General features: G+C 66.0%; 21 protein-coding genes and 1 pseudogene. 14 read left to right on the top strand and 8 right to left on the bottom strand.

Translation table 11 applies throughout. The annotated features are described in order from the left end of the window. The first annotated feature begins 56 nt into the window (after nt 1–56). The 4 genes from WDM24_RS17390 to WDM24_RS17375 are packed head-to-tail and all read left to right on the top strand — an operon-like array spanning nt 57 to nt 2,452. Nucleotides 57–803 (top strand): response regulator, encoded by a 747-nt coding sequence (locus WDM24_RS17390; protein WP_338700056.1) that lies wholly within the window; start codon nt 57–59, stop codon nt 801–803. Beyond that, on the top strand, nt 800–997 hold the full coding sequence (locus WDM24_RS17385; protein ID WP_338831884.1) for a hypothetical protein: 198 nt from the start codon (nt 800–802) through the stop codon (nt 995–997). The genes WDM24_RS17390 and WDM24_RS17385 overlap by 4 nt, the downstream gene beginning before the upstream one ends. A gap of 20 nt (nt 998–1,017) precedes the next feature. Then, the gene (locus WDM24_RS17380; RefSeq protein ID WP_338831883.1) at nt 1,018–1,173 is read left to right on the top strand and encodes a winged helix-turn-helix domain-containing protein; all 156 of its coding nucleotides are present in this window, start codon (nt 1,018–1,020) and stop codon (nt 1,171–1,173) included. Continuing rightward, nucleotides 1,157–2,452, top strand: coding sequence for an ATP-binding protein (locus tag WDM24_RS17375; protein ID WP_338831882.1), 1,296 nt, complete (start codon nt 1,157–1,159; stop codon nt 2,450–2,452). Before WDM24_RS17380 ends, WDM24_RS17375 begins: the two co-directional genes overlap by 17 nt. A gap of 8 nt (nt 2,453–2,460) precedes the next feature. On the opposite strand, the gene WDM24_RS17370 is transcribed toward WDM24_RS17375, so the two are convergent. Together WDM24_RS17370 and WDM24_RS17365 are read right to left on the bottom strand one after the other, a co-directional pair. Continuing rightward, a complete protein-coding gene (locus WDM24_RS17370; protein ID WP_338700051.1) occupies nt 2,461–2,919 on the bottom strand; it encodes an EF-hand domain-containing protein in 459 nt (152 codons plus the stop codon). 144 nt (nt 2,920–3,063) lie between these two features. Further along, complete coding sequence (locus WDM24_RS17365; protein ID WP_224741582.1) at nt 3,064–3,531, bottom strand: MarR family winged helix-turn-helix transcriptional regulator; 468 nt, start codon at nt 3,529–3,531, stop codon at nt 3,064–3,066. 148 nt (nt 3,532–3,679) lie between these two features. On the opposite strand from WDM24_RS17365, the pseudogene WDM24_RS17360 reads away from it, so the two are divergent. Both WDM24_RS17360 and WDM24_RS17355 read left to right on the top strand, forming a co-directional pair. Continuing rightward, nucleotides 3,680–4,081: pseudogene (locus WDM24_RS17360) on the top strand (Ohr family peroxiredoxin). A 93-nt stretch (nt 4,082–4,174) separates the two neighbouring features. Beyond that, complete coding sequence (locus WDM24_RS17355; RefSeq protein ID WP_338832395.1) at nt 4,175–4,579, top strand: cupin domain-containing protein; 405 nt, start codon at nt 4,175–4,177, stop codon at nt 4,577–4,579. Nucleotides 4,580–4,629: 50 nt separating this feature from the next. Here the strand turns inward: WDM24_RS17355 and WDM24_RS17350 are convergent, their stop codons facing one another. Next, nucleotides 4,630–6,147: an MFS transporter gene (locus tag WDM24_RS17350; protein WP_338831881.1), complete on the bottom strand. Its 1,518-nt coding sequence runs from the start codon at nt 6,145–6,147 to the stop codon at nt 4,630–4,632. Nucleotides 6,148–6,361: 214 nt separating this feature from the next. On the opposite strand from WDM24_RS17350, the gene WDM24_RS17345 reads away from it, so the two are divergent. Next, nucleotides 6,362–7,270, top strand: a complete 909-nt coding sequence (locus tag WDM24_RS17345) for a LysR family transcriptional regulator (RefSeq protein ID WP_338831880.1) — start codon at nt 6,362–6,364, stop codon at nt 7,268–7,270. 12 nt (nt 7,271–7,282) lie between these two features. On the opposite strand, the gene WDM24_RS17340 is transcribed toward WDM24_RS17345, so the two are convergent. Next, complete coding sequence (locus WDM24_RS17340) at nt 7,283–8,209, bottom strand: LysR family transcriptional regulator (protein ID WP_338831878.1); 927 nt, start codon at nt 8,207–8,209, stop codon at nt 7,283–7,285. On the opposite strand from WDM24_RS17340, the gene WDM24_RS17335 reads away from it, so the two are divergent. Beyond that, nucleotides 8,096–9,775, top strand: coding sequence for an MFS transporter (locus WDM24_RS17335; RefSeq protein ID WP_338831877.1), 1,680 nt, complete (start codon nt 8,096–8,098; stop codon nt 9,773–9,775). The genes WDM24_RS17340 and WDM24_RS17335 overlap by 114 nt on opposite strands. A gap of 47 nt (nt 9,776–9,822) precedes the next feature. Here WDM24_RS17335 and WDM24_RS17330 read toward each other — a convergent pair whose 3' ends face one another. Both WDM24_RS17330 and WDM24_RS17325 read right to left on the bottom strand, forming a co-directional pair. Beyond that, nucleotides 9,823–11,337 carry a M20/M25/M40 family metallo-hydrolase gene (locus WDM24_RS17330; protein WP_338831876.1) on the bottom strand — a complete coding sequence of 505 codons (1,515 nt, stop codon included), beginning with the start codon at nt 11,335–11,337 and terminating at the stop codon, nt 9,823–9,825. 16 nt (nt 11,338–11,353) lie between these two features. Continuing rightward, entirely contained in the window at nt 11,354–13,078 is a 1,725-nt protein-coding gene (locus WDM24_RS17325) for an MFS transporter (RefSeq protein WP_338831875.1), read from the bottom strand. 99 nt (nt 13,079–13,177) lie between these two features. On the opposite strand from WDM24_RS17325, the gene WDM24_RS17320 reads away from it, so the two are divergent. Continuing rightward, nucleotides 13,178–14,080 (top strand): LysR family transcriptional regulator, encoded by a 903-nt coding sequence (locus WDM24_RS17320; RefSeq protein ID WP_338700034.1) that lies wholly within the window; start codon nt 13,178–13,180, stop codon nt 14,078–14,080. A 34-nt stretch (nt 14,081–14,114) separates the two neighbouring features. On the opposite strand, the gene WDM24_RS17315 is transcribed toward WDM24_RS17320, so the two are convergent. Then, the gene (locus WDM24_RS17315) at nt 14,115–14,912 is read right to left on the bottom strand and encodes a DUF899 domain-containing protein (RefSeq protein WP_338831874.1); all 798 of its coding nucleotides are present in this window, start codon (nt 14,910–14,912) and stop codon (nt 14,115–14,117) included. 215 nt (nt 14,913–15,127) lie between these two features. Between WDM24_RS17315 and WDM24_RS17310 the strand changes: the two genes are divergently transcribed. The 5 genes from WDM24_RS17310 to WDM24_RS17290 all read left to right on the top strand — a co-directional run bounded on the left by WDM24_RS17310 (nt 15,128) and on the right by WDM24_RS17290 (nt 18,557). Then, a complete protein-coding gene (locus tag WDM24_RS17310) occupies nt 15,128–15,634 on the top strand; it encodes a MarR family winged helix-turn-helix transcriptional regulator (protein ID WP_338831873.1) in 507 nt (168 codons plus the stop codon). After that, nucleotides 15,631–16,491: a DMT family transporter gene (locus WDM24_RS17305; protein ID WP_338831872.1), complete on the top strand. Its 861-nt coding sequence runs from the start codon at nt 15,631–15,633 to the stop codon at nt 16,489–16,491. The genes WDM24_RS17310 and WDM24_RS17305 overlap by 4 nt, the downstream gene beginning before the upstream one ends. Nucleotides 16,492–16,571: 80 nt before the next feature. Beyond that, nucleotides 16,572–17,039 carry a carboxymuconolactone decarboxylase family protein gene (locus WDM24_RS17300; RefSeq protein WP_338831871.1) on the top strand — a complete coding sequence of 156 codons (468 nt, stop codon included), beginning with the start codon at nt 16,572–16,574 and terminating at the stop codon, nt 17,037–17,039. Between the two features lie 78 nt (nt 17,040–17,117). Beyond that, nucleotides 17,118–17,990: a bifunctional helix-turn-helix transcriptional regulator/GNAT family N-acetyltransferase gene (locus WDM24_RS17295; protein ID WP_338831870.1), complete on the top strand. Its 873-nt coding sequence runs from the start codon at nt 17,118–17,120 to the stop codon at nt 17,988–17,990. A gap of 69 nt (nt 17,991–18,059) precedes the next feature. Further along, nucleotides 18,060–18,557 carry a peptide deformylase gene (locus WDM24_RS17290; RefSeq protein ID WP_338831869.1) on the top strand — a complete coding sequence of 166 codons (498 nt, stop codon included), beginning with the start codon at nt 18,060–18,062 and terminating at the stop codon, nt 18,555–18,557. Between the two features lie 133 nt (nt 18,558–18,690). Here the strand turns inward: WDM24_RS17290 and WDM24_RS17285 are convergent, their stop codons facing one another. Continuing rightward, nucleotides 18,691–19,167: a VOC family protein gene (locus tag WDM24_RS17285; RefSeq protein WP_338831868.1), complete on the bottom strand. Its 477-nt coding sequence runs from the start codon at nt 19,165–19,167 to the stop codon at nt 18,691–18,693. Nucleotides 19,168–19,759: the final 592 nt, after the last annotated feature.

The following is a 19,759-nucleotide window of genomic DNA, read 5'->3' as shown; positions in this document are numbered from 1 at the left end:
CGTATGCTGGTCGATTGGTGGCTGAACGCGCACCAGAACGCGCGCCAGATGACATCATGACCAGGGCCCAGACACGGACCATGCTTGCACATACGCCAAAGATCCTGGTCGTCGAGGACGATCAGCAAACCAGGGACTTGATTGCCCGCTACCTGCGCGACCAATCCTGCCTGGTAGCCACCGCCTCGAACGGCCGGGAGATGGATCGCTACCTTGCCGGGCATTCGCTCGATCTCGTCGTGCTCGACCTGATGCTACCGGGAGAGGATGGGCTGACGCTGTGCCGCCGCCTGCGCGGCGATTCGACGATCCCGATCATCATGCTCACGGCGAAAGGCGAGGACCTCGACCGGATCCTCGGGCTCGAGATGGGAGCGGACGATTACCTCGCCAAGCCATTCAATCCGCGCGAGCTGCTCGCGCGGATCAACGCCGTGCTGCGCCGTCAGGCCCAGGCCGATCTTGCCGGGCGCTCCGGCCAGAGCTCGACCCGGCTGCGCTTCCAGGACTGGACCATCGACCTGCGTGTGCGCGAGCTGCGCGATCCCGAGGGCGCCCAGGTGCCGCTGACGAGCGCGGAATTCGATCTGCTGCAGGCCTTTTGCGAGCGGCCCGGCCGTATCCTGACGCGGGATGGCCTGCTGACCATGACGCGCAGCCGGCCGGCCAGTCCGTTCGGGCGCAGCATCGATGTGCTGGTCAGCCGGCTGCGTCGCAAGCTCGATACGAACGAAGGATCATCCGTGATCCGGACAGTGCGGACCGGCGGATACATCTTCACGCCGCATGTGGAAGACGCATGAACTGGACCCGCAGGATTGCCGCGCTTTTCAGTTTCCGGCGGATCAGCGGCCAGATCGCCGCGCTGATCCTGCTTTCGCTGGTGTTGATCCACGCGCTGATCGGACTGTATTTCACCAGCCAGAGCCGCGATCGTTTGCGGACCGGCCGATCCATCAGTTCCAGGCCTTTTGCGAGCGGCCCGGCCGTATCCTGACGCGGGATGGCCTGCTGACCATGACGCGCAGCCGGCCGGCCAGTCCGTTCGGGCGCAGCATCGATGTGCTGGTCAGCCGGCTGCGTCGCAAGCTCGATACGAACGAAGGATCATCCGTGATCCGGACAGTGCGGACCGGCGGATACATCTTCACGCCGCATGTGGAAGACGCATGAACTGGACCCGCAGGATTGCCGCGCTTTTCAGTTTCCGGCGGATCAGCGGCCAGATCGCCGCGCTGATCCTGCTTTCGCTGGTGTTGATCCACGCGCTGATCGGACTGTATTTCACCAGCCAGAAGCCGCGATCGTTTGCGGACCGGCCGATCCATCAGTTCCAGTTGATTGCCAAGCTTCTGGCTGTGACCCCTGCGGCCAATTGCGCGACGCTGGGCCGGGCTTGTCTGACGATGCCAATGCGCCAGCCGTCGACGATGTCGATGAGTTTTCCGCGAAGACCGCACCGGCGGCGGTTCGGTTGCCGGACGGCGCCCTGTTCGAGGCAACGATCGGCCCGACCAAAATGCCGCCCTTCTTCGGCGCATTCTGGCTGAGTACGTTCCTGTTCCTGTTCGTCAGCGTCACGCTGCTCGGCGTGTGGGCCGGGCGCGCGCTCAGCGCTCCATTGTCCGCGTTCGCCCGCGCCGCCGAGAATTTCAGCATCAGCCAGGCGGCTGCACCGCTTCCCGAGACGGGCCCGGAGGAAATCCGCGCGGCGGCGGTCGCGCTCAATCAGATGCGCGAACGCATCACGAGCCTGATGAACGACCGCACGCGCATGCTCGCCGCGATCAGCCACGATTTGCGCACACCGATCACCCGGCTGCGGCTCAGATCGGAATACATCGAGAACGACGCCCACCGCGCGGAAACCCTTCACGACCTCGACCAGATGCAGGCGATGCTGGAATCCGTGCTGTCATTCCTGAGCGGCGGCAGCGCGGCGAAGCCGACCCTCGTCAACATGGCCGCCCTGTTGCAGACGATCTGCGAGCAATTCTCCGATTGCGGCCATGTCGTGCGCTACCAGGGCCCGAACAGAGCTTCGCTGATGATCCGCTCCGGCGAGATTAGCCGTGCCGTGACCAACCTGGTCGAAAATGCCCTGCGCTTCGGAAGCGAGGTGGAGATCCGGCTGACCACGTCCAGCGACCGGGCCACCATCGACGTCGCGGACGACGGTCCGGGGATTCCCGAACACCGCCGCGCCGAAATGCTGAAACCCTTCGTCCGCGGCGACGAGGCGCGCACCATGGATGAGAAAAGCGGCTTCGGACTTGGCCTTTCGATCGCCGACGCCGTGGTCCGCGGGCATGGCGGCGGGCTTTCGCTGCACAACAATGCGCCGCACGGCCTGCTCGTCCGCATTGAGCTGCCGGGAACGCCGCGCCAGGAGCCGGGTCGCAGCGGGTCGAATTCGTCGCGCCGGCCGCTTCACGAGGAGGCCGTTGGATAGGCCGGGCGTCAGGATTTCTTGCCTCTGCCCGGAGGTCGCTTCTGGTCCGTTCCGGTATTCTTGAGCTCGTCCTGGGTGACGCGGCAATCGCCGTTCTTGTCGTTCTGCAGGATGAATTCATTCGGCTTGCCGACGAACTCGCTGCGCGTGATCTTGCCGTCCTGATTCTCGTCGAAATAGCCGAAATCGGCGTCGGCGAGCGCGCTGCCGGGCCGGCGAACGCCTTCGAACTCGGCAGGCGTGAGATTGCCGTCGTGATTGCGGTCGGCACGATCGAACAGCCGTCCGAGATAGGCCTTCCACTCGTCGCAGGTATAAACGCCATCGCGATTGGCGTCCCAGATCTCGGCTGCGCTCGCCGGCGAACGATCTCCGCCCACCTCGCGACGATGCTCCTGATCTGACGGAGCCGGTTGAGCCGATGCGAAGGAGATGACCGCGCAGAGCAGGCTCATCGTGGCAATCATCCCGCAGATCGATGACGATCTTCCGCGCAAACTGATCCCTCCTCCGCATCATTGCAACGCGGGCCGGAGTTGCCGGTCGTGCCGTGGCGAAAATGCGGAAGGCCCCGGTGCGGATACAGCGCGTTACAATTTGCCGCCGCGGGATCAGCCCTTCTTCGGATCGCCGCGCGTGTTGTGCAGCAGATTGTCGCGAAGCCTGACAACGCTCTTCTGTACGACGGGAAATTCGTCGCCGAGCCCGGTCGCCTCGATCAGCGAGAAGTTGATGTCCTTGTCGAGCAGGCGCCTTCCCGCCGGCGTCAGGTTGACCCGCACCTGCCGCTCATCGGCGGGATCGCGGACGCGGCTGATATAGCCGCTCTGCTCCAGCTTCTTCAGGATCGGCGTCAGCGTGTTGGATTCCAGAAACAGCTTCTCGCCGAGCGCGCTGACGGTCAGATCGTCGGCCTCCGCCAGCGCCACCATGGCAATGTATTGCGTGTAGGTCAGGCCGACCGCGTCCAGCAGCGGCTTGTAGGCGCGGCCGAAGGCCAGATTGGCCGAATAGACCGCAAAGCACAGAAAATTCGAGAGTTTTCGGGCTTTGGTGTCGGCCTTGGAGGGGCGGGTCACGGGCGTCTCCGGAGTTCGTGATGTCCGGGTCAATATAAATCGTATCCGATTAAATCGGAAGTGCTTGACACGCTCAGGCGCCAAGTCTATTTCAACACGTATCCGATTAGATCGGATACGATCTATATACATCCAAAAGGAGCTCGCCATGACCGCCAATGCCAAGGTTCTCGTCACCGGAAAGACCCACGTCACCGCCGGAGCGAACGGCGCCGCCCGCTCGCGCGACGGCTTCCTCGACGTCAAGCTGCCGCAGCCGCACCCTGCCGCCGAAAACCTGTTCGCGGCCGCCTGGTCGGCCTGCTACATCGGCGCGATCCAGCTCGCCGCGGGACAACGCAAGGTCAAGCTCGCGAGCGAGCCTGAGGTCGACGCCGAGATCGATCTGAACTAGGCCGGTAGCGCCTTCTTCCTGAGCGCGCGCCTCAACGTCCACGTTCCCGGCGTCGAGCGCGAGGTTGCGCAGCAGCTGATCGAAGCCGCGCACGGCATCTGCCCCTACTCCAAGGCGGTCCACGGCAATATCGACGTCACGACAACCCTTGTCTGAGACGCGCGCATGACGACCTCCGGCGCGGGCCGGCCGCTTGCCGGCTCGCGGTCGGACGACAAAGCACAGGAGTTCAAAATGACCAGCAGACTGATGAAGGCGACGCGCCTGTTCGCAAGAGCGGCCCTGATCGCCGGAAGTTTCCTGACGATTCCCACGGCCCAGGCTCAGCAGCCGGCCGGCATCACGCGAACCGACCTGCAGCGCCATGATCTCAGCGCGCCTGGACGTGAAGCGGTCCAGGTGCGTGTCGACATCGCGCCCGGCAAGGCGTTCGGCCGGCACACCCATCCCGGCGAAGAGATCATCTATGTGCTCGCCGGCACGCTCGAATACGACGTCGACGGCAAGCCGCCGGCGACGCTGAAGGCCGGCGACGTGCTGTTCATCCCCGCCGGCACGATCCATGCGGCAAAGAACGTCGGCAATGCCACCGCCAGTGAGCTTGCGACCTATATTGTCGAGAAGGACAAGCCGCTGCTCTCTCTCGTGAAGTGAAGCCTGCCGCCTGCCCGCCCCATCCCGGGGCGGGCGCGGCGACATCAGGTTCACTTCGTGCATTGAACCTCGGCCTGCCGCACCGGCCGCGCGTTGAAGATCACCAGACTGGCCGCGGCCATGATCCACACGCCGACGCCGCCATAAAGCATCACCCAGCCGAAGCCGCTGGCGAGCGCCTGATGCACGACCGGGCCGGTCAGCTCGGGCGACGCTGCAACGTCACCAGCCGCGATCCGCTCGGCGATGACGCGCAGTTGCGCGCCGTCCAGTGCCGGCAGCACCGCCTTCAGATGCGCCAGCACACCGCTCGCCAGGATAAAACCCATCAGCGCGATGTTGACGGCGAGCGAGACCATCCGCGCGCTCATGTCGATCCCGGAGGCCATGCCGGCACGGTCGCTCGACACCGAGCCGGTCGTGGTGTTGGTGACCGGCGTGTTGGTGATGCCGAGACCAATTCCGGCGATCAGGCAGCCCGGCAGCATCGTCAGCCAGTCGGGCTGCGCAGCGGCGCTGCCGAACCTCATCAGCATGAATCCGGTGCCGATGATGAACAGCCCCACTGGGATGATCAGGCCCGGCTGATAGCGCAGCGACAGCCGCTCGGCGAAGGGCGGCATCACCAGTGTCGGCAGCGTGTAGGCGAGCAGCGCAAGACCGGCCGACACGCTGTCATAGCCGAGGCCGGCGTGAAACCAGATCGGCAGATAGATCATGAACGGCCAGTAGCTGAGGTTCATCGCGGCCGAGCCGATGATCGAGCCGGAGAAGGCTGGAATACGGAACACAGAAAAGTCGAACATCGGCCGCCGGTTGACTTTTTCGGCGACGAGGAACGCGACGAAGCTCACGGCGGAGACGCCGAGGATCGCAAGCCCCTTCGTGCCCAGGAAGCCGAGATCGGGCCCCTGCGTGATGTAGAAGGCGAGGCAGAACACGGCGAGCGACATCGTCACGATGCCGGCGATGTCGAGGCTGCTCGCCTTCGGGTCCTTCGATTCATAAACGCCGCCGATCGTGAGCACGAACGCCACAGCCGCGAACAGCACGTGGACAAGGAACACCCACTCCCAGCTCAGCACCGCGGCAACGGCGCCACCGATGATCGGCCCGAAGCCGAGACCGATGCCGAAGATGACGCCCCACCAGCCCCAGGCGACCGCACGCACCCGGCCACCCTGGAATTCATGCGACAGCACGGCGATCTGACAGATCAACAGCGCCCCGCCGCTGAGGCCCTGCAGAAACCTGGCGACGATCAGCATTTCTACGCTCTGCGCGACGCCGCAGATCAGCGAGGTGATGCCGAACGCCGCGATCGCGACCAGGAAGATGCGCTTGCGCCCATAGCGGTCGGCCACCGTCCCGATCGCCATCAGCACCGTGGTGACCGCGATCGTGTAGGCGTTCATGATCCATTGCAGCGCCTTGAAGTCGGCATGCAGCACCTGTTCAAGCGTCGGCAGGATCGCGGGGATGCTGGAGATCTCCAATCCAAACATCAGGCAGGCAAGGCATACGGCTGATAGCACGACAGCGCCGCGGCGGCTCAGTTCAGAGGACATGATCAGGCCTTTTGTTGTGGCGAGCCAACGGCATACCGCACGCTGTTGCCAGGGTGCTGGCAGCAGCGTCGGTCGATTGACTCACGATGTATTGAGGCAGCAGCGGCAGGAATCGGGTGGCCGCGGCGCTTCAGAGCGCAAAGCTAGTCACGGCTTGAGCATTGGTGAATTGGATGACTAGATATTTCAGAGACAACAATTCCGGATGACTGACATGACCACGCTTGACGTCGATGCTGTGAAGACCTTCGTGACCATCGCCGAGCTCAGGAGTTTTACGCGCGCCGCCGAAGCACTCGGCACGACGCAGGGTGCGATCAGCGTGAAGCTGAAGCGGCTGGAGAGCCAAGTCGGCCACAGGCTGATCGAGCGGACACCGCGGCTGGTACGCCTGTCGGCGCAGGGCGCCGAATTCCTCGTGCCGGCGCGCGAACTGCTCGCCGCACATGATCGCGCCGTCGCGGGACTGTCACCCGCGCGCCGCCGCCGCTTCTCGCTCGGCATCGCCACCCATGTCGGAGGCGCTGAAGTCCCGACCTTGCTGGCGCGGCTGCATGCGCACGATCCGGCGCTCACCATCGAGGTCCGGCTCGACGATTCCCGCGACCTGCTGGACGCCTTCGACCGCGGCCAGATCGACGCCGCGATCATCCGCCGCGAGGACGACCGCCGCGACGGCGAGATGCTGGCGACGGATCACTACGGCTGGTTCGCCACGCCGGACTTTGTCCATCGCACCGGCGCGCCGCTGCGGCTGGCCGCCTCCTCGCCAAGCTGCGGCGTGCTCAACATCGCGACGCGGGCGCTAGCGGCGGCGGGCATTCCGTGGACGGAGACCTTTCTCGGCTGCGGATCCTTTGCCGTCGCCGACGCGGTTGCCGCCGGCCTCGCCACCTCGGTGTTCTCGTGCCGGCTGGCACCGGCAGGAACGATCGAAGTCAGCCGCCGGTTCGGCCTGCCTGCCCTTCCGCCATCCGAGATCGTGCTGCTGTCAGCGTTATCGGATGCAAAATCCCGCGGCGTGCTGAAGACGCTCGTCAGCGCCTTTCGCGAGCATCATCGGCTGCCTGCAGGTCGCGCAGCCGCGGAAATCCGTGCCGTCACGGAAGCGGCTGGGTCCTGAGCCATATGCCGACTAGCGTCGCGCGCTGTCGGCGCGCTTGCCCTCGAACAGCGCGCGCTCCGACGCGAGCGCCTTGGCCAGAAAATCGAGGGTGGCGCGGATCCGCGCGGTGCGCTTGAGATCGTCATGCGTCAACAGCCACAGCGCCGATCGCGGCTCGGCAAGCGCCTTCGGGGTTACGCGGCGCAGCGCGGGCGCGAGATCGCCGACATAGCAGGGCAGCAAGGCGAGCCCCATTCCGGCGACGGCCGCGTCGCGCAGCGCCGGAAGCGCATCGACCCGGCAGGCGATCCGCGTTGAACGCAAGTTGTCGCGCATCCAGCCGGCGATCACGGTTCCCGCCAGCACGTCGTCGAGCCCAATCCAATCGTGTGCAGACAGATCCTTGTCGGCGCGCCGGGCGAGATAGGCCCGCGATCCGTAGACCGCATGCGCAATATCGGCAATGCGCCGCCCGACCAGCAGCTCGGATGGCGCAGGCGTCGGCCGGATCGCAATCTCGGCCTCGCGGCGCGTCAGGTTCGCCATCGTATTCGAGATGGCGATCTCGGGCTGAATCTCCGGATGCGCGGCCCGCATCGCAGGCAGATGCCGCATCAAGACCGCGCCGAGCGTATCGGTTGTCGTGATCCGGACCGGGCCCGACGGCCTGAGGTCCTGCCCCGCCAGCTTGCGCTCGAGCGCGAGCACCTCGTCCTCGAGACGGGCCGCCGATGCCGCAGCGGTCTCTCCCGCAGGCGTCGGCGCATAGCCGTCGCGGAAGCGTTCGAACAGACGTGTTCCGATCGTTCGCTCGATCGTGCCGAGACGGCGAAACACCGTCGAATGCGCGACGCCCAGCCGGCGCGCCGCGCCCGAAAGACTGCCCTCCCGCGCAATGGCGAGGACGAGCCGGAGATCGTTCCAGTCCAGCGCGCTGTGCATTCCCGCACTGTGCATTTTTGCAAACTCATTTGCCATATCTGGATAATACCTGATCGCAAACGAACAGGCCATCTTCTCCATTATTCAATCGGCCTCGCGCACCCCACCCGAGCCTTGCCGATTGCCGAGGAGGGGCTGGCAGGTGACAAGCGAGACAACCGAGACGTTGCAACTGCACGACCCACGGCCGGCGACAGCCGACCCAAGGCGGTGGCTGGCCCTGCCCGTGCTGCTGACCGGCGCCTTCCTGCCGATCCTCGATTTCAATGTCGTCAATCTCGCGCGCCGGCCATTCGCGACAATCTCGGTGCCAGCGCAAGCGAGGTCCAGTTCGTCATCTCGGCCTATGCTGCGACTTATGCGGTGTTCCTAATCACCGGCGGCCGGCTCGGCGATCTCTTCGGACGTCGCCGCATGTTCCTGACCGGTGTCGCCGGCTTCACGATCGCGTCGGTGCTGTGCGGCATTGCATGGTCGCCCACGGTGCTGGTCGCGGGGCGGATCCTGCAGGGCCTCACCGCGACGGCGATGGCCCCGCAGGTGCTTGCCTCGATCCGCGTGCTGTTTCCGGCAGCCGAACAGGGCCGCGCGCTCGGCTTCTACGGCGCGACTTTCGGCCTTGCCAACATCTGCGGCCAGGTGCTGGGCGGCGTTCTGGTATCGGCCCATCCGTTCGGACTGGCCTGGCAGGCGATCTTCCTCATCAACCTGCCGATCGGCCTAGTGGCGTTTGTCGGCGGCGTGCTGTACCTCACCGACTCCCGCGCGGAGCACGCCCAGCGGCTCGACATCGGCGGCGTCATCCTGCTCTCGCTGACGCTCGGCCTTCTGGTTTATCCGCTGATCGAGGGACGTGAACTTGGATGGCCGGCGTGGATCAACGCGATGCTGCTGGCCTCACCATTGATGCTCGCCGCCTTCGTCCGCTTCGAGGCGCGGCTCGAAGCCAGCGGCGGCGATCCGCTGGTCGCGCTGCACCTGCTGCGCAACAGCGATTTCGTCATCGGCCTGGTGATGGCCCTCGCCTTCTACATGCTGTCGTCGTTCTACCTGACCTTTGCGGTCTACCTGCAAAGCGGCCTGCATCAGTCTCCGCTGGCGGCCGGTCTCGCCACCCTGCCCTTTGCCACCGGCTTCTTCGTCAGCTCGCTCGTCTCGCCGCTGGTGATGCAGTGGCTCGGCGCGCGCACGCTGACGTTGGGCTTTGCGTTGCAGGTGATCGGCTTTGGTATCGTCATGCTGTCGGTCGGCGGCGCGCTGCCGCAAAGCCTCGCCTTCGGCCTGATCTGCGGCGGGCTCGGCTTCGGCACCGTGATGCCCTCGGTCATCAAGGCCGTGATCGGCAGCACCGACCCGCGCCACGCTGGACTCGCATCAGGCATGATGATCTCGACTTTCCAGATCGGCGCCGCGCTCGGCGTCGCTGTGATCGGCGGCGTCTTCTACGGCCTGCTCGGGCCGCATCCGCAGGCCGGCGATTACGCGCACCCTTTCACGGTCGCGCTCGGCTGCAACGTGGCACTGCTGGCCGTCGGCGGCTGGCTCTCGCTGTGGCTGCCGCGCGAGCCGGCGGCGAGCTAAGACGCCGCAGGTACGCCTTGCCGGGAAACGACCTGCCTGGCCGCCCCCTATTTCTTCGCGACGTCGCGAAGCGTGTTGTAAATCCACTCCGAACCCTGCTTGACGGCCTCGACGCCGATCCTTTCGTCGTTGCCATGCATCCGGCCCAGGATGTCGTCGTCGAGCGGATAGGGATAGATGCCGTAGACCGGCACGCCGCGCTCGCGCCAGGCGGTGGCGTCGGTCCCCGCCTCGAACATCGTCGGCACCAGGACGGCGTCCTTCCAGGTCAGCTTGGCATTGCGCTCAAGCGCGGCGTAGAGCTCGGTATCGACCGGCGACGCCGGGATCCTGCTCCGCATCAGATAGGCGTCCCGCGCATCCTGCTGCGTGAGCGCGGTGACGATGCTGACCTCGATGCCGGGATCGCCGATCACGCGCTTGATTTCCTCGACCATCTGATCCGTCGTGGTGCCCGGGAGCAGCCGCGTGTTGACCACCGCCTTGCCGTCGCCGGGGATGACGTTGGGCTTGACGCCGGCATCGATCATCGTGATCACCATGGTGTCGCGCAGCAGGGCATGCAGCAGCAGACTGTCCTTGGGATTGTCGGCAACCAGCTTCTTGCCGGCCGCGTCGAGCTCGCCCTGATCCTTCGCTGCCAGGAGCTGCCTGATATCGGCGGCCGTCTGCTCTGAACTGATCGGAAGCAGCGCCTTGAAATAGGCCTGGGTCGCCGGCACCAGCTTGACCAAGGGATCATGCACCGCAGGCTTGGCCAGCGCCGCGATCAGGCGATCGTTGGCCATCGCACCCGCCGGGAACGGCCGCGAGGAATGGCCAGAGGGGCCGGTCGCCTTCAACGCGAATGTCACCGAACTTTTCTCTGCGGTCGTGACGTTGATCTGGCGCACCGTGCCGTAGCGCGCTTGCAGGACGTAGCCGCCTTCGTTGAGCGCGAATTCCGCGTCGATCTTGTCCCAATGGTTCTTCGCCAGCCACACCGTGCTGTACTGCCCCTGCTCTTCGTCGGCCTCGGCCAGGAAGATCACGTCGCGCGAAAGCGGCGTCTTCTCCTCCGCTAGCCGCATCACCCCGCTGGCGAAGACGGCCAGCCCGCCCTTGAAGTCCATCGCGCCGCGCCCGTAGATGAAACCATCCTTCTCGACGCCGGCGAACGGCTCCACGGTCCATTTCTCGCGCTCGACCGGAACGACGTCGGCATGCGCCGCCAGCAGCACCGGCTTCCGCGAACCATCGCCACGCAGCCGCGCGATGAAATGCGCCGCCTTGCCGTTCGGGGCGACGAAGATATCGACCTCGGCGCCGAGCGGCGCGAATTGCGACTTCAGATACTCGGCGAGCGCCCGCGTATCGCCCGGACCGTTCGACGTGTCGAAGGAAATCAGCTTCTTGAGCAGCGCAACCGTCCGGTCGCCCGGCGATTGGGCCAGCGCGCGTCCGGTTCCTGCGCAGGACAACACAGCAGCGAGAGCCAACGCAGCGACACGGGTCTTGGTCGACGGCACCATGTACTTCTTCCTTATCTGGTTTTGAAACAGGATATCGTGCGGTGCTGACAACAGGGAGTCCTCGAGCTCAGGGCGTTCTGGGGAACATCACCTTCAGCAGGGCGGCCGCAAGCAACGTCATCGCGGCAAGGCCGGTGGACAGATAGAGCGCACTCGCATCGCCGAGCCGGTCGATCACGATCGCATAGGCCAGCGGCGCCGCCGCCGGCAGGATGAAGCTCGGAACAATCAGCCGGCCGACCAACGTGCCATAGCTGCGATGATCGAACAGGATCAGCGGCAGCGTTCCCCTGGTAATGGTCAGAATGCCGTTGCAGGCGCCGTATAGCAGCGCGAAGGCGATCCCCATCTCCTTTGACGACCCGCTGAACAGGCCCGCGATAAAGGAGAGCGGCATGATCAGGCAGGCAGCCAGGTTGAGCGCGAGCGGATCGATCCGTCCGCCGAACAGCACTTCGCAGAGACGCGCGGCGGACTGCCCGATGCCCCGGAACGTTGCGATCCACACCGCCACCGTGACGGTGAGTCCAAGGCCGGAGAGCACCGCGATCATGTGCGCGGACATGCCGGCATTCAGGAAATTTGCGCCGGTCATGATCACGGCGTAGAGCCCGCCTGCCGCCGCAAGCTGCCTCCGGCCGACCGCGCGCGGCTGCTTGGGCACCACCGAACTGGAGCTCGGCACGCCGGCAAACCGCTGGTTCGGGATCAGCAGATGCGGCGGGATCGTCAGCAGCGCAAGGCCCGCATAGGCCAGCACCGCGGCCCGCCAGCCGAAATGTTCCGAGAGCGTATGGCCGAGCGGCCAGAATACCGTTGCCGCCAGGCCACCGAGCAGGGTGATGCCGGACATCGCGCGGCGCGCCTCTGGTCCGCCGATCCGGGCCAGCGCCGCGAACGCGGCATCGTATAGCGTCAGCCGCATGCCGAGGCCAAGGATGATCCACGATGCGAAATAGGTTGCGACCTGATACGAGGCCGCGAGGCCGGCGCAGCCGAGCGCGTTGATCACGGCGCCCGCGACCATGACCTCGCGGCCGCCGCGCCCGTCCACCCACCGGCCCGCGAGCGGTGACGTCACGCCCATCACCAACAGCGCAGCGGCAAATCCACCGTAGACGATGTCGCGGCTCCAGCCGAGATCTGAAACGATCTGCTCGCCGAAGCCGCCGATCAGGTAATAGGTCGCGCCCCACGATATCAGTTGAGCAAGCCCGAGGGCGACCACAACCCGGCGTGCGATCACCGAGGCGTCTCCCGCTAGCGTGGCAGCGCCCGGCCCAAGTGGCCGCTGCATCAGCACGGTGTCGACCCATTGGCCGAGCTTGAAGCCGACCGAGGTCAGGGTGCCCACCGGCTGAAAGCCCAAGCGACGGTGCAGCGCGATCGATCCGGCGTTGCCGCTGTTGCCGATCACGGCCAGCATCTGCCGCCAGGGTCCTGCTTCTGCGCGCGCGATCAGTGTTTCGAGCAAAGCAGCGCCGATGCGGCGCCCGCGCAGGCCTTCCGATACATAGACCGAATCCTCGATCGTATGGCGATAGGCGGGCCGCGGCCGATACGATGTCGCATAGGAATAGCCGGCCACCCGGCCGTCAACGACAGCCACGAGATACGGCAGCCCTGCCGCCAGCACAGCGTTCCGGCGGCTGCGCATCTCGTCGACCGTCGGCGGCACTTCCTCGAAGGTCGCCAGTCCGTTGAGCACGTGATGGGCGTAGATGCCCTGCACGTCAGCCATGTCACCGTCCGCAGCGTCGCGGACCACGACGCCGTTGCTGCCTACCGCCATTCCGTCTCTCACCCAAGCCGTCAATGTTGCTCGAGCATGCGCCCTGGCGTTATATAAGTGAAGCTTTGACAGCTTATGCGAAGCACAAGAGATACTTTGATGAAGAGCCTCAACCTCGACTATCTCGAGAGCTTCGCCGTGGTGATCGATTGCGGCAGCTTCTCCGCGGCGGCCGAGCGGCTGCAGCTGACGCAGCCCGCGGTGAGCCTGCAGGTACGCCAGCTCGAGCGCAGCCTGAATGCAACCCTGATCGAGCGGGTCGGACGGCGGGCCAGACCGACCGCCGCCGGCGTCGCCTTGCTGTCGCATGCGCAGCAGATCAACGCGGCCGTGACGTCGGCGGTCGACGCCGTCGCGCAGCAGACGACGGGAACGGCAGGCCGGGTGCGGCTCGGCACGGGCGCGACCGCCTGCATCTTCCTGCTGCCGCCGATCCTGAAGGAGCTGCGCGCCGCACTGCCCTCGCTCGAGATCACGGTCACCACGGGCAACACGGCGGAGATCGCCAGAGCCGTCGAGGACAACACGATCGACATCGCACTGGTCACGCTGCCGGTGTCGGGGCGAAGTTTTGAGATCACCCCTGTCATGAACGACGAGTTCGTGCTGATCGCGCCCCGCGACATGCAACTGCCGGCGCGGATCACGCCCGAGGTGCTGGCGACCAGGCCGGTCCTGCTGTTCGAGCCCGGCGGCAACACGCGACGCACCGCGGACGAGTGGCTGGCGCGCGGCGGCGTGTCGTTGAAACCGCTGATGTCACTCGGCAGCGTCGAGGCGATCAAGGAGATGGTGCGCGCCGGGCTTGGCTGCGCGGTGCTGCCCGGCATGGCCGTCCCCGCCAGGACCGGACAGCGCGACCTCGTCGTGCGGTCGCTGTCGCCAAAGCTGTACCGCCGGCTCGCCGTCGTCATCCGCCGCGACAAACGCCTTGACCGCGGGCTCCGGCAGACGTTGTCGGCGCTGAAGACGCTGTCGGCCGCAAGGAACAACTGCCGCTAGGGAGGACGCTGCGCGCCCTCCCTGCCCCACCCCGTCAAGTGGCCTTGCGCTCCTGCTCCGCGATCTCACGGAACGCGGCCTCGCCGGCATCGGTGACTGCCGCCCATTTTGCATTCGGCGTCGCCTCGGCATCGTAATTGTCGTGCCAGTTCCACCATTTGTAGGTCGGGCCCTGCGGATAGCCCTTCGGCGAATCCTCCCAGAGCTCCTGGCGGCCGAACGGCGTGATGTCGAGATAGCTCCAGACCGTCCCCATCGATTCGTCACCGCGGCTGTTGACGAGATAGGTGCGGAAGATCCGCTCGCCATCGCGAATGAAGACGTTGTGGCCGTGCCATTCGGCGACGCCGAAGTCCGCATCGAAACTGTCGGTGATCGTGTACCACGGCATCTCCCACTCCATCCGCGCCTTCAGCCGCGCGATATCGGCCTGCGGCGCGCGCGAGGCGTAGGCGAGCGTGGTGTCGCGTTGGTTCAGATGGGAGAGATGACTGACCTGATCGGCGCCGAGCGAGCAGCCGCGGCAGCCGTGATCGGGCCAGCCGAACACGCCGGGCTCGAAGAAGGCGCGGTAGACGATCAGCTGCCGGCGGCCCTCGAACAAATCGAGCAGGCTGACCTTGCCGTTCCGTCCCTCGAAGACATACGGCTTCTCGACCGCCATCCAGGGCATCCGCCGCCGCTCGGCGGCGAGTGCATCACGCGCCCGCACCTGCGCCTTTTCCTTCACCAGCATCTGCAGGCGCGCCGCCTCCCACGCCTCCTGCGACACCACCGGCGGTGTCTGCATCGCCGCCAGTCCGCCGCGATCGTTTTCCGCTGATTTGCTCATGATGATCTCCGTCTCCGATTTGGACGAACTCCGCGACCACTGCGCAGTTCCACTTCCGCGGCCGTTCGTCATTGGCCATGCCGCAATCTGGCGCAGCAGCATCGATGAGTGGGAGTGACAAGTGTGTCGGGATTTTCCCGCATGCGCCTCGATGCCCGACTTCATCCTTGCGATATGCTTGCACTTTGCAATCACTCGTGCGAGCCTCCTGCCCCATGAAACAGACCGCCCCTGCGTCCGATGATGGCCTCAAGCTCAGCACCTGGCTGCCCTACCGCCTGTTCCTGGTCGCGGCGCAGGTCGCCCGCCCGCTCGAGAGTTTCTACAGCGAGACATTTGGACTGAGCCAGGCCGGCTGGCGCATCCTCGCCGTCATCGCCGAACGGAATGCCGCCAATGCCTCCGAGATCGGCCGCGCCTGCGCGCTCGATCCGTTCGCGGTTAGCCGCGGCATCGGCCAGCTGGTCGAGCTCGGCTTCGCCATGCGCCGCCCCGGCAAGACCGATCGCCGCTTCGCCGCGGTCAGCATCACCCGCAGCGGCCGGGCCGCCTTCAACCGGATCGCCGCGCTCGGCAGCGCGATCGAGGCGCGGCTGCTGGCGCGCCTCTCTGAGGGCGAGCGAACGACGCTGGATTCCGCCCTCACCAGGCTTGAGGGAGAGAGCGCACGGATCGACGCCGGCGGCTGGCACACGCTACTTGACGACGCCGGCGCGCCATGACCGCCGCACTGTTCGCGCTGACCGCACTGCTGTGGGGCGGCGGCGCGCTGGCAACCGCGATGCAGGCCGGCGCGACGCCGGCGCCGTGGTCGGTCGCGCTGCGCATGGTGCTCGCGGGCCTCATCCTGCTCGGCTACGGCCGGCTGCGCGGCGTGCCGCTGGCGATCCCGCGAAAAGATCGTCCGGCCGTCGCGCTGCAGGGCCTGCTGTTCTTCGCCATTGCCTTCATCGCCTTCTATGAAGCGACCGCGCGCATGCCGAGCGGGCTTGCGGCGCTGGTGCTGTCGACATCGTCGCTGTTCGCCGCCGTGATCGCGCGCGCCGCGCTCGGCGTCCCGATCTCCTCCGGCTTCGTGTGGGGCGCGCTGTGCGGCATCCTCGGCCTCGCCATCATCTTCCTGCCCGGCGCCGCCACGCATGGCGCCGCGCCGCTTGCAGGTTTCGCCTGGGCGCTCACCGCGGCGGTCGCGACCGGCGCCGGGACCACCGTCGGTGCGCGCAACCAGCGCGCCGGACTTCCCGTCGTCTCCGTGCTCGCCTGGGGCGCATTCGTCGGCGCGGCCGCGAGCGCGCTTTGGGCCACAGCGACCGGCACGCCGTTTGCGGCCGACATTTCCCTTTCTTATCTCACAAGCTTCCTCTATCTCGCGATCGCCGCGTCCTGCATCACTTTCATGCTGTATTTCGAGCTGGTGCGCCGGCTCGGTCCCGGCCGCGCCGCCTACACACTCGCGCTGGTGCCGCTGGTTGCCCTCGTGCTGTCCGCGCTGTTCGAGCACCTTGCGCTGGGCTGGCCGGTGCTCGCCGGCGCTGCCGCGATCCTGGCCGGCAATGTGCTGGTGCTGTCGCGGAACTAGATTCCAGAAAAATCTCGCCATCATGTCACGTTGGCCGTTCCCCGTTCGTCTTGATGTCGGACAATACCGAGGACCCCAGCATGACTGTCAGACTTGATCCCCTCGCCGCCGCCCCCAGGATCATGAAGATCTGGTTCGAGGCTTCCGTCGCGATCGCGGCCAGCCTTGAGCCGCGGCTCGCCGAGCTCATCAAGATCCGCGCCTCCCAGATCAATGGCTGCGCCAATTGCATCAATTTGCATACGACGTTCGCCCGCGACGAGGGCGAGACCGAGCAGCGCATCTATCTGCTGTCGGCCTGGCGCGACGCGCCCTGCTACACCGACCGCGAGCGCGCCGCGCTCGGCTGGACCGAGGCGCTGACGCGGCTCTGCGAGCAGCACACCCATGTCGCCGCCTACGAGACGCTGAAGGCGCATTTCACGGCAGAGGAACAGGTCAAGGTGACGTTGCTGATCAACATCATCAATGGCTGGAACCGGATCGCGGTCGGCTTCGGCGGCTTCGTCGATCCACAGGCCGTCAAGGTCAGGATGGCCGTCGCGTGACCGCGGACATGGCATGAAGGGACGCAGCGGATCAGCGGGCGATTGACGCCAAGACGATATCTGACTAAAGTCAGGTATATGCTCGACCCTGTTTCCCGCGTCCGCCGCTTCAACCGTGCCGTGACCTCCGCCGTCGGCGCGCTCGACACCTCGTTTCTCGGGCGCGGCCGGCCGCTCGGCGCGGCGCGCGTGCTCAACGCGATCGGGCATGGACGCACCGACGTCGGCGAGATCAGGGATTATCTCGGCCTCGATTCCGGCCTGATGAGCCGTCTGTTGCGCAGCCTCGAGGACGAGGGGCTGATCGAGACCACGGCGCATGGCGACGACGCGCGCCGCCGCATCGCCAGGCTGACGCCGGCGGGCAAGCGCGAGTTCAACGCCTATGAGGCGATCTCCAACCGGCAGGCAAAGGACTTCCTCGCCCACCATACGCAACGCGAGGCGCTGCTGGCGGCGATGGACATGATCGCCTCGGCGCTCCGGCGCGACGGCACCGCCTTGCACGAGATGGATCCGCGCGGCGAGGAAGCACGCTACTGCCTCGGCGAATATTACGCCGAGCTCGGGCGACGCTTCAGCCAAGGGTTCGACGTCAAGCTGTCGCGCGACCCTGATGCCAAGGATATGGTGCGCCCGCGCGGCAGCTTCATCGTGGCGATGTCGGACGGCCTGCCGCTCGGCTGCGTCGGACTGAAAGGCAGCAGCGGCGAATTCGCGGAGATCAAGCGGCTCTGGGTCGCGCCGGCCGCGCGCGGGCTCGGCCTCGGCCGCCGTCTGATGGACGCGGCCGAGCGCGCCGCGCGCGAGCTTGGCGTCGCGGTGCTGCGGCTCGACACCAACAGCGCGCTGGCGGAAGCCGGTCAGCTCTATCGCCGGAGCGGCTGGACCGAGATCCCGCGCTTCAACGACGACCCCTACCCCGACCTGTTCTTCGAAAAACGTCTCTGAGCGACACGCCCCGCGGCGCCCTTGCAAGCGCGTGTTGTCCGGCGCCGCGCGCTGGCCTAAGACGCTGGCATGACCATCCGCCCCATCGTCCGCTATCCCGATCCGCGGCTTGCGCTCACCGCGCTGCCGGTGAGCCTGTTCGACGACCGGCTGCGCGAGCTGGCGGCCGACCTGCTCGAGACCATGCACGCCGCGCCCGGCATCGGCATCACCGCGCCGCATATCGGCGTGGCGCTGCGGGTCGTGGTGCTCGAGCTCGACGCCAGCGAGGGCCCGCGCACCTATGTCAATCCGGAGATCATCTGGGCGTCGGGCGAGATGATCCTGCACAAGGAGGGCAGCGTCTCGATGCCCGGCGTCAATGACGAGGTCGAACGACACGCGCGCCTCCGGATCCGCTATCAGGACACCGACGGCAACATGCACACCGAGGAGTCGGACGGCCTGCGCGCAGTGTGCCACCAGCACGAGATCGATCAGCTCGACGGCGTGTTCTGGATCAGGCGGCTGTCCCGCCTGAAACGGGAGCGGCTGATCAAGCGGTTCGAGAAGCTGTCGCGCGGTTAGTCGGGAATCGTAGGGCGAGTTAGCCAACGGGTCCGCGCGAAGCGCGGCCCGATGACAGGCTTCGCGTAACCCGCCATATGGACCAAAACCCAACAGCATGGTGGATTACGCTTCGCCAATCCACCCTACGCCTTTACGCATTCACCGCCGCCCGCTCGATCGCGGCGATGTCGATCTTGGTCATCGTCATCATCGCCTCCATCGCGCGCTTTCCTGCGGCGCGGTCCGCTCCGTTGACGAGCGCGAGCAACCGTCGCGGCGTGATCTGCCAGGCAAAGCCCCAGCGATCCCGGCACCAGCCGCACGGCAATTCCTTGCCGCCACCTGTGGTGATCGCATTCCAGTAGCGATCGGTCTCGTCCTGGCTGTCGGTCAGCACCATGAAGCTCACCGCCTCGTTCGGCGTGTAGTTGGAGCCGCCGTTCAGCCCGACGAAGCGGCGGCCAAGCAACGTAAACTCCACGGTCAGCTCGTCGCCCTGCCCGATACCCGGTATCGGCGATGGGTGGCCCGCATCGACATGGCTGTCGGGGAAAGTCGCGGCGTAAAACTCCGCCGCTTCGCGCGCCCGGCCCTGGTCGAACCAAAGGCATGTGACGAGATCGGTCATTTGCAGTCTCCTGGTTTGTGCACAGGACGATTGGCGAAGACGCCAGCCGACATCACGGCAACAGACTGATGAAAATAATTTGCAGGATGGCGTTTGTCGCAGCACCGCCTCTACAGCACCACCGTCGTCCTGGCCTAGTGCGCAATTGCGCACGGGAGCCAGGACCCATAACCACCGAATTTGATCATGAACGAGATCATGGCCCCAGCGTCGCATAACAATTGCCATTTGGGGTAATGGGTCCTGGCTTCCGCCAGGACGACGATGAGGATGGTTCTCGATTCAAGTTGTCGCACCACGCGGTGTCATCACCCGCGCATGCGGGTGATCCAGTATTCCAGAGACGCCCGTGCTTGAGCCGAGAGGCCGCGGCGTGCTGGATCGCCCGGTCCCGTCTCCGCCAAGGCTTCGACGAGGCCACGAATCCCTGGCACGCCGAAGCTTTAGCGAAGGCGGCGAGCCGGGCGATGACAGCTGAGGATGGGGACGTACTTTCGCATTCTCGCGACATGAATTGCCCGAGCTTTGCTCTTCGTTCCGCCCTCCTCGAAACAGAGGGCGCAGGGAAGACCGGGTGCCGATCGCACCCATG

Source organism: Bradyrhizobium sp. 27S5 (assembly GCF_037217225.1).
GTDB classification, from domain to species: Bacteria; Pseudomonadota; Alphaproteobacteria; order Rhizobiales; family Xanthobacteraceae; genus Bradyrhizobium; species Bradyrhizobium septentrionale.
This window is presented reverse-complemented; position numbering and strand designations above follow the sequence as displayed.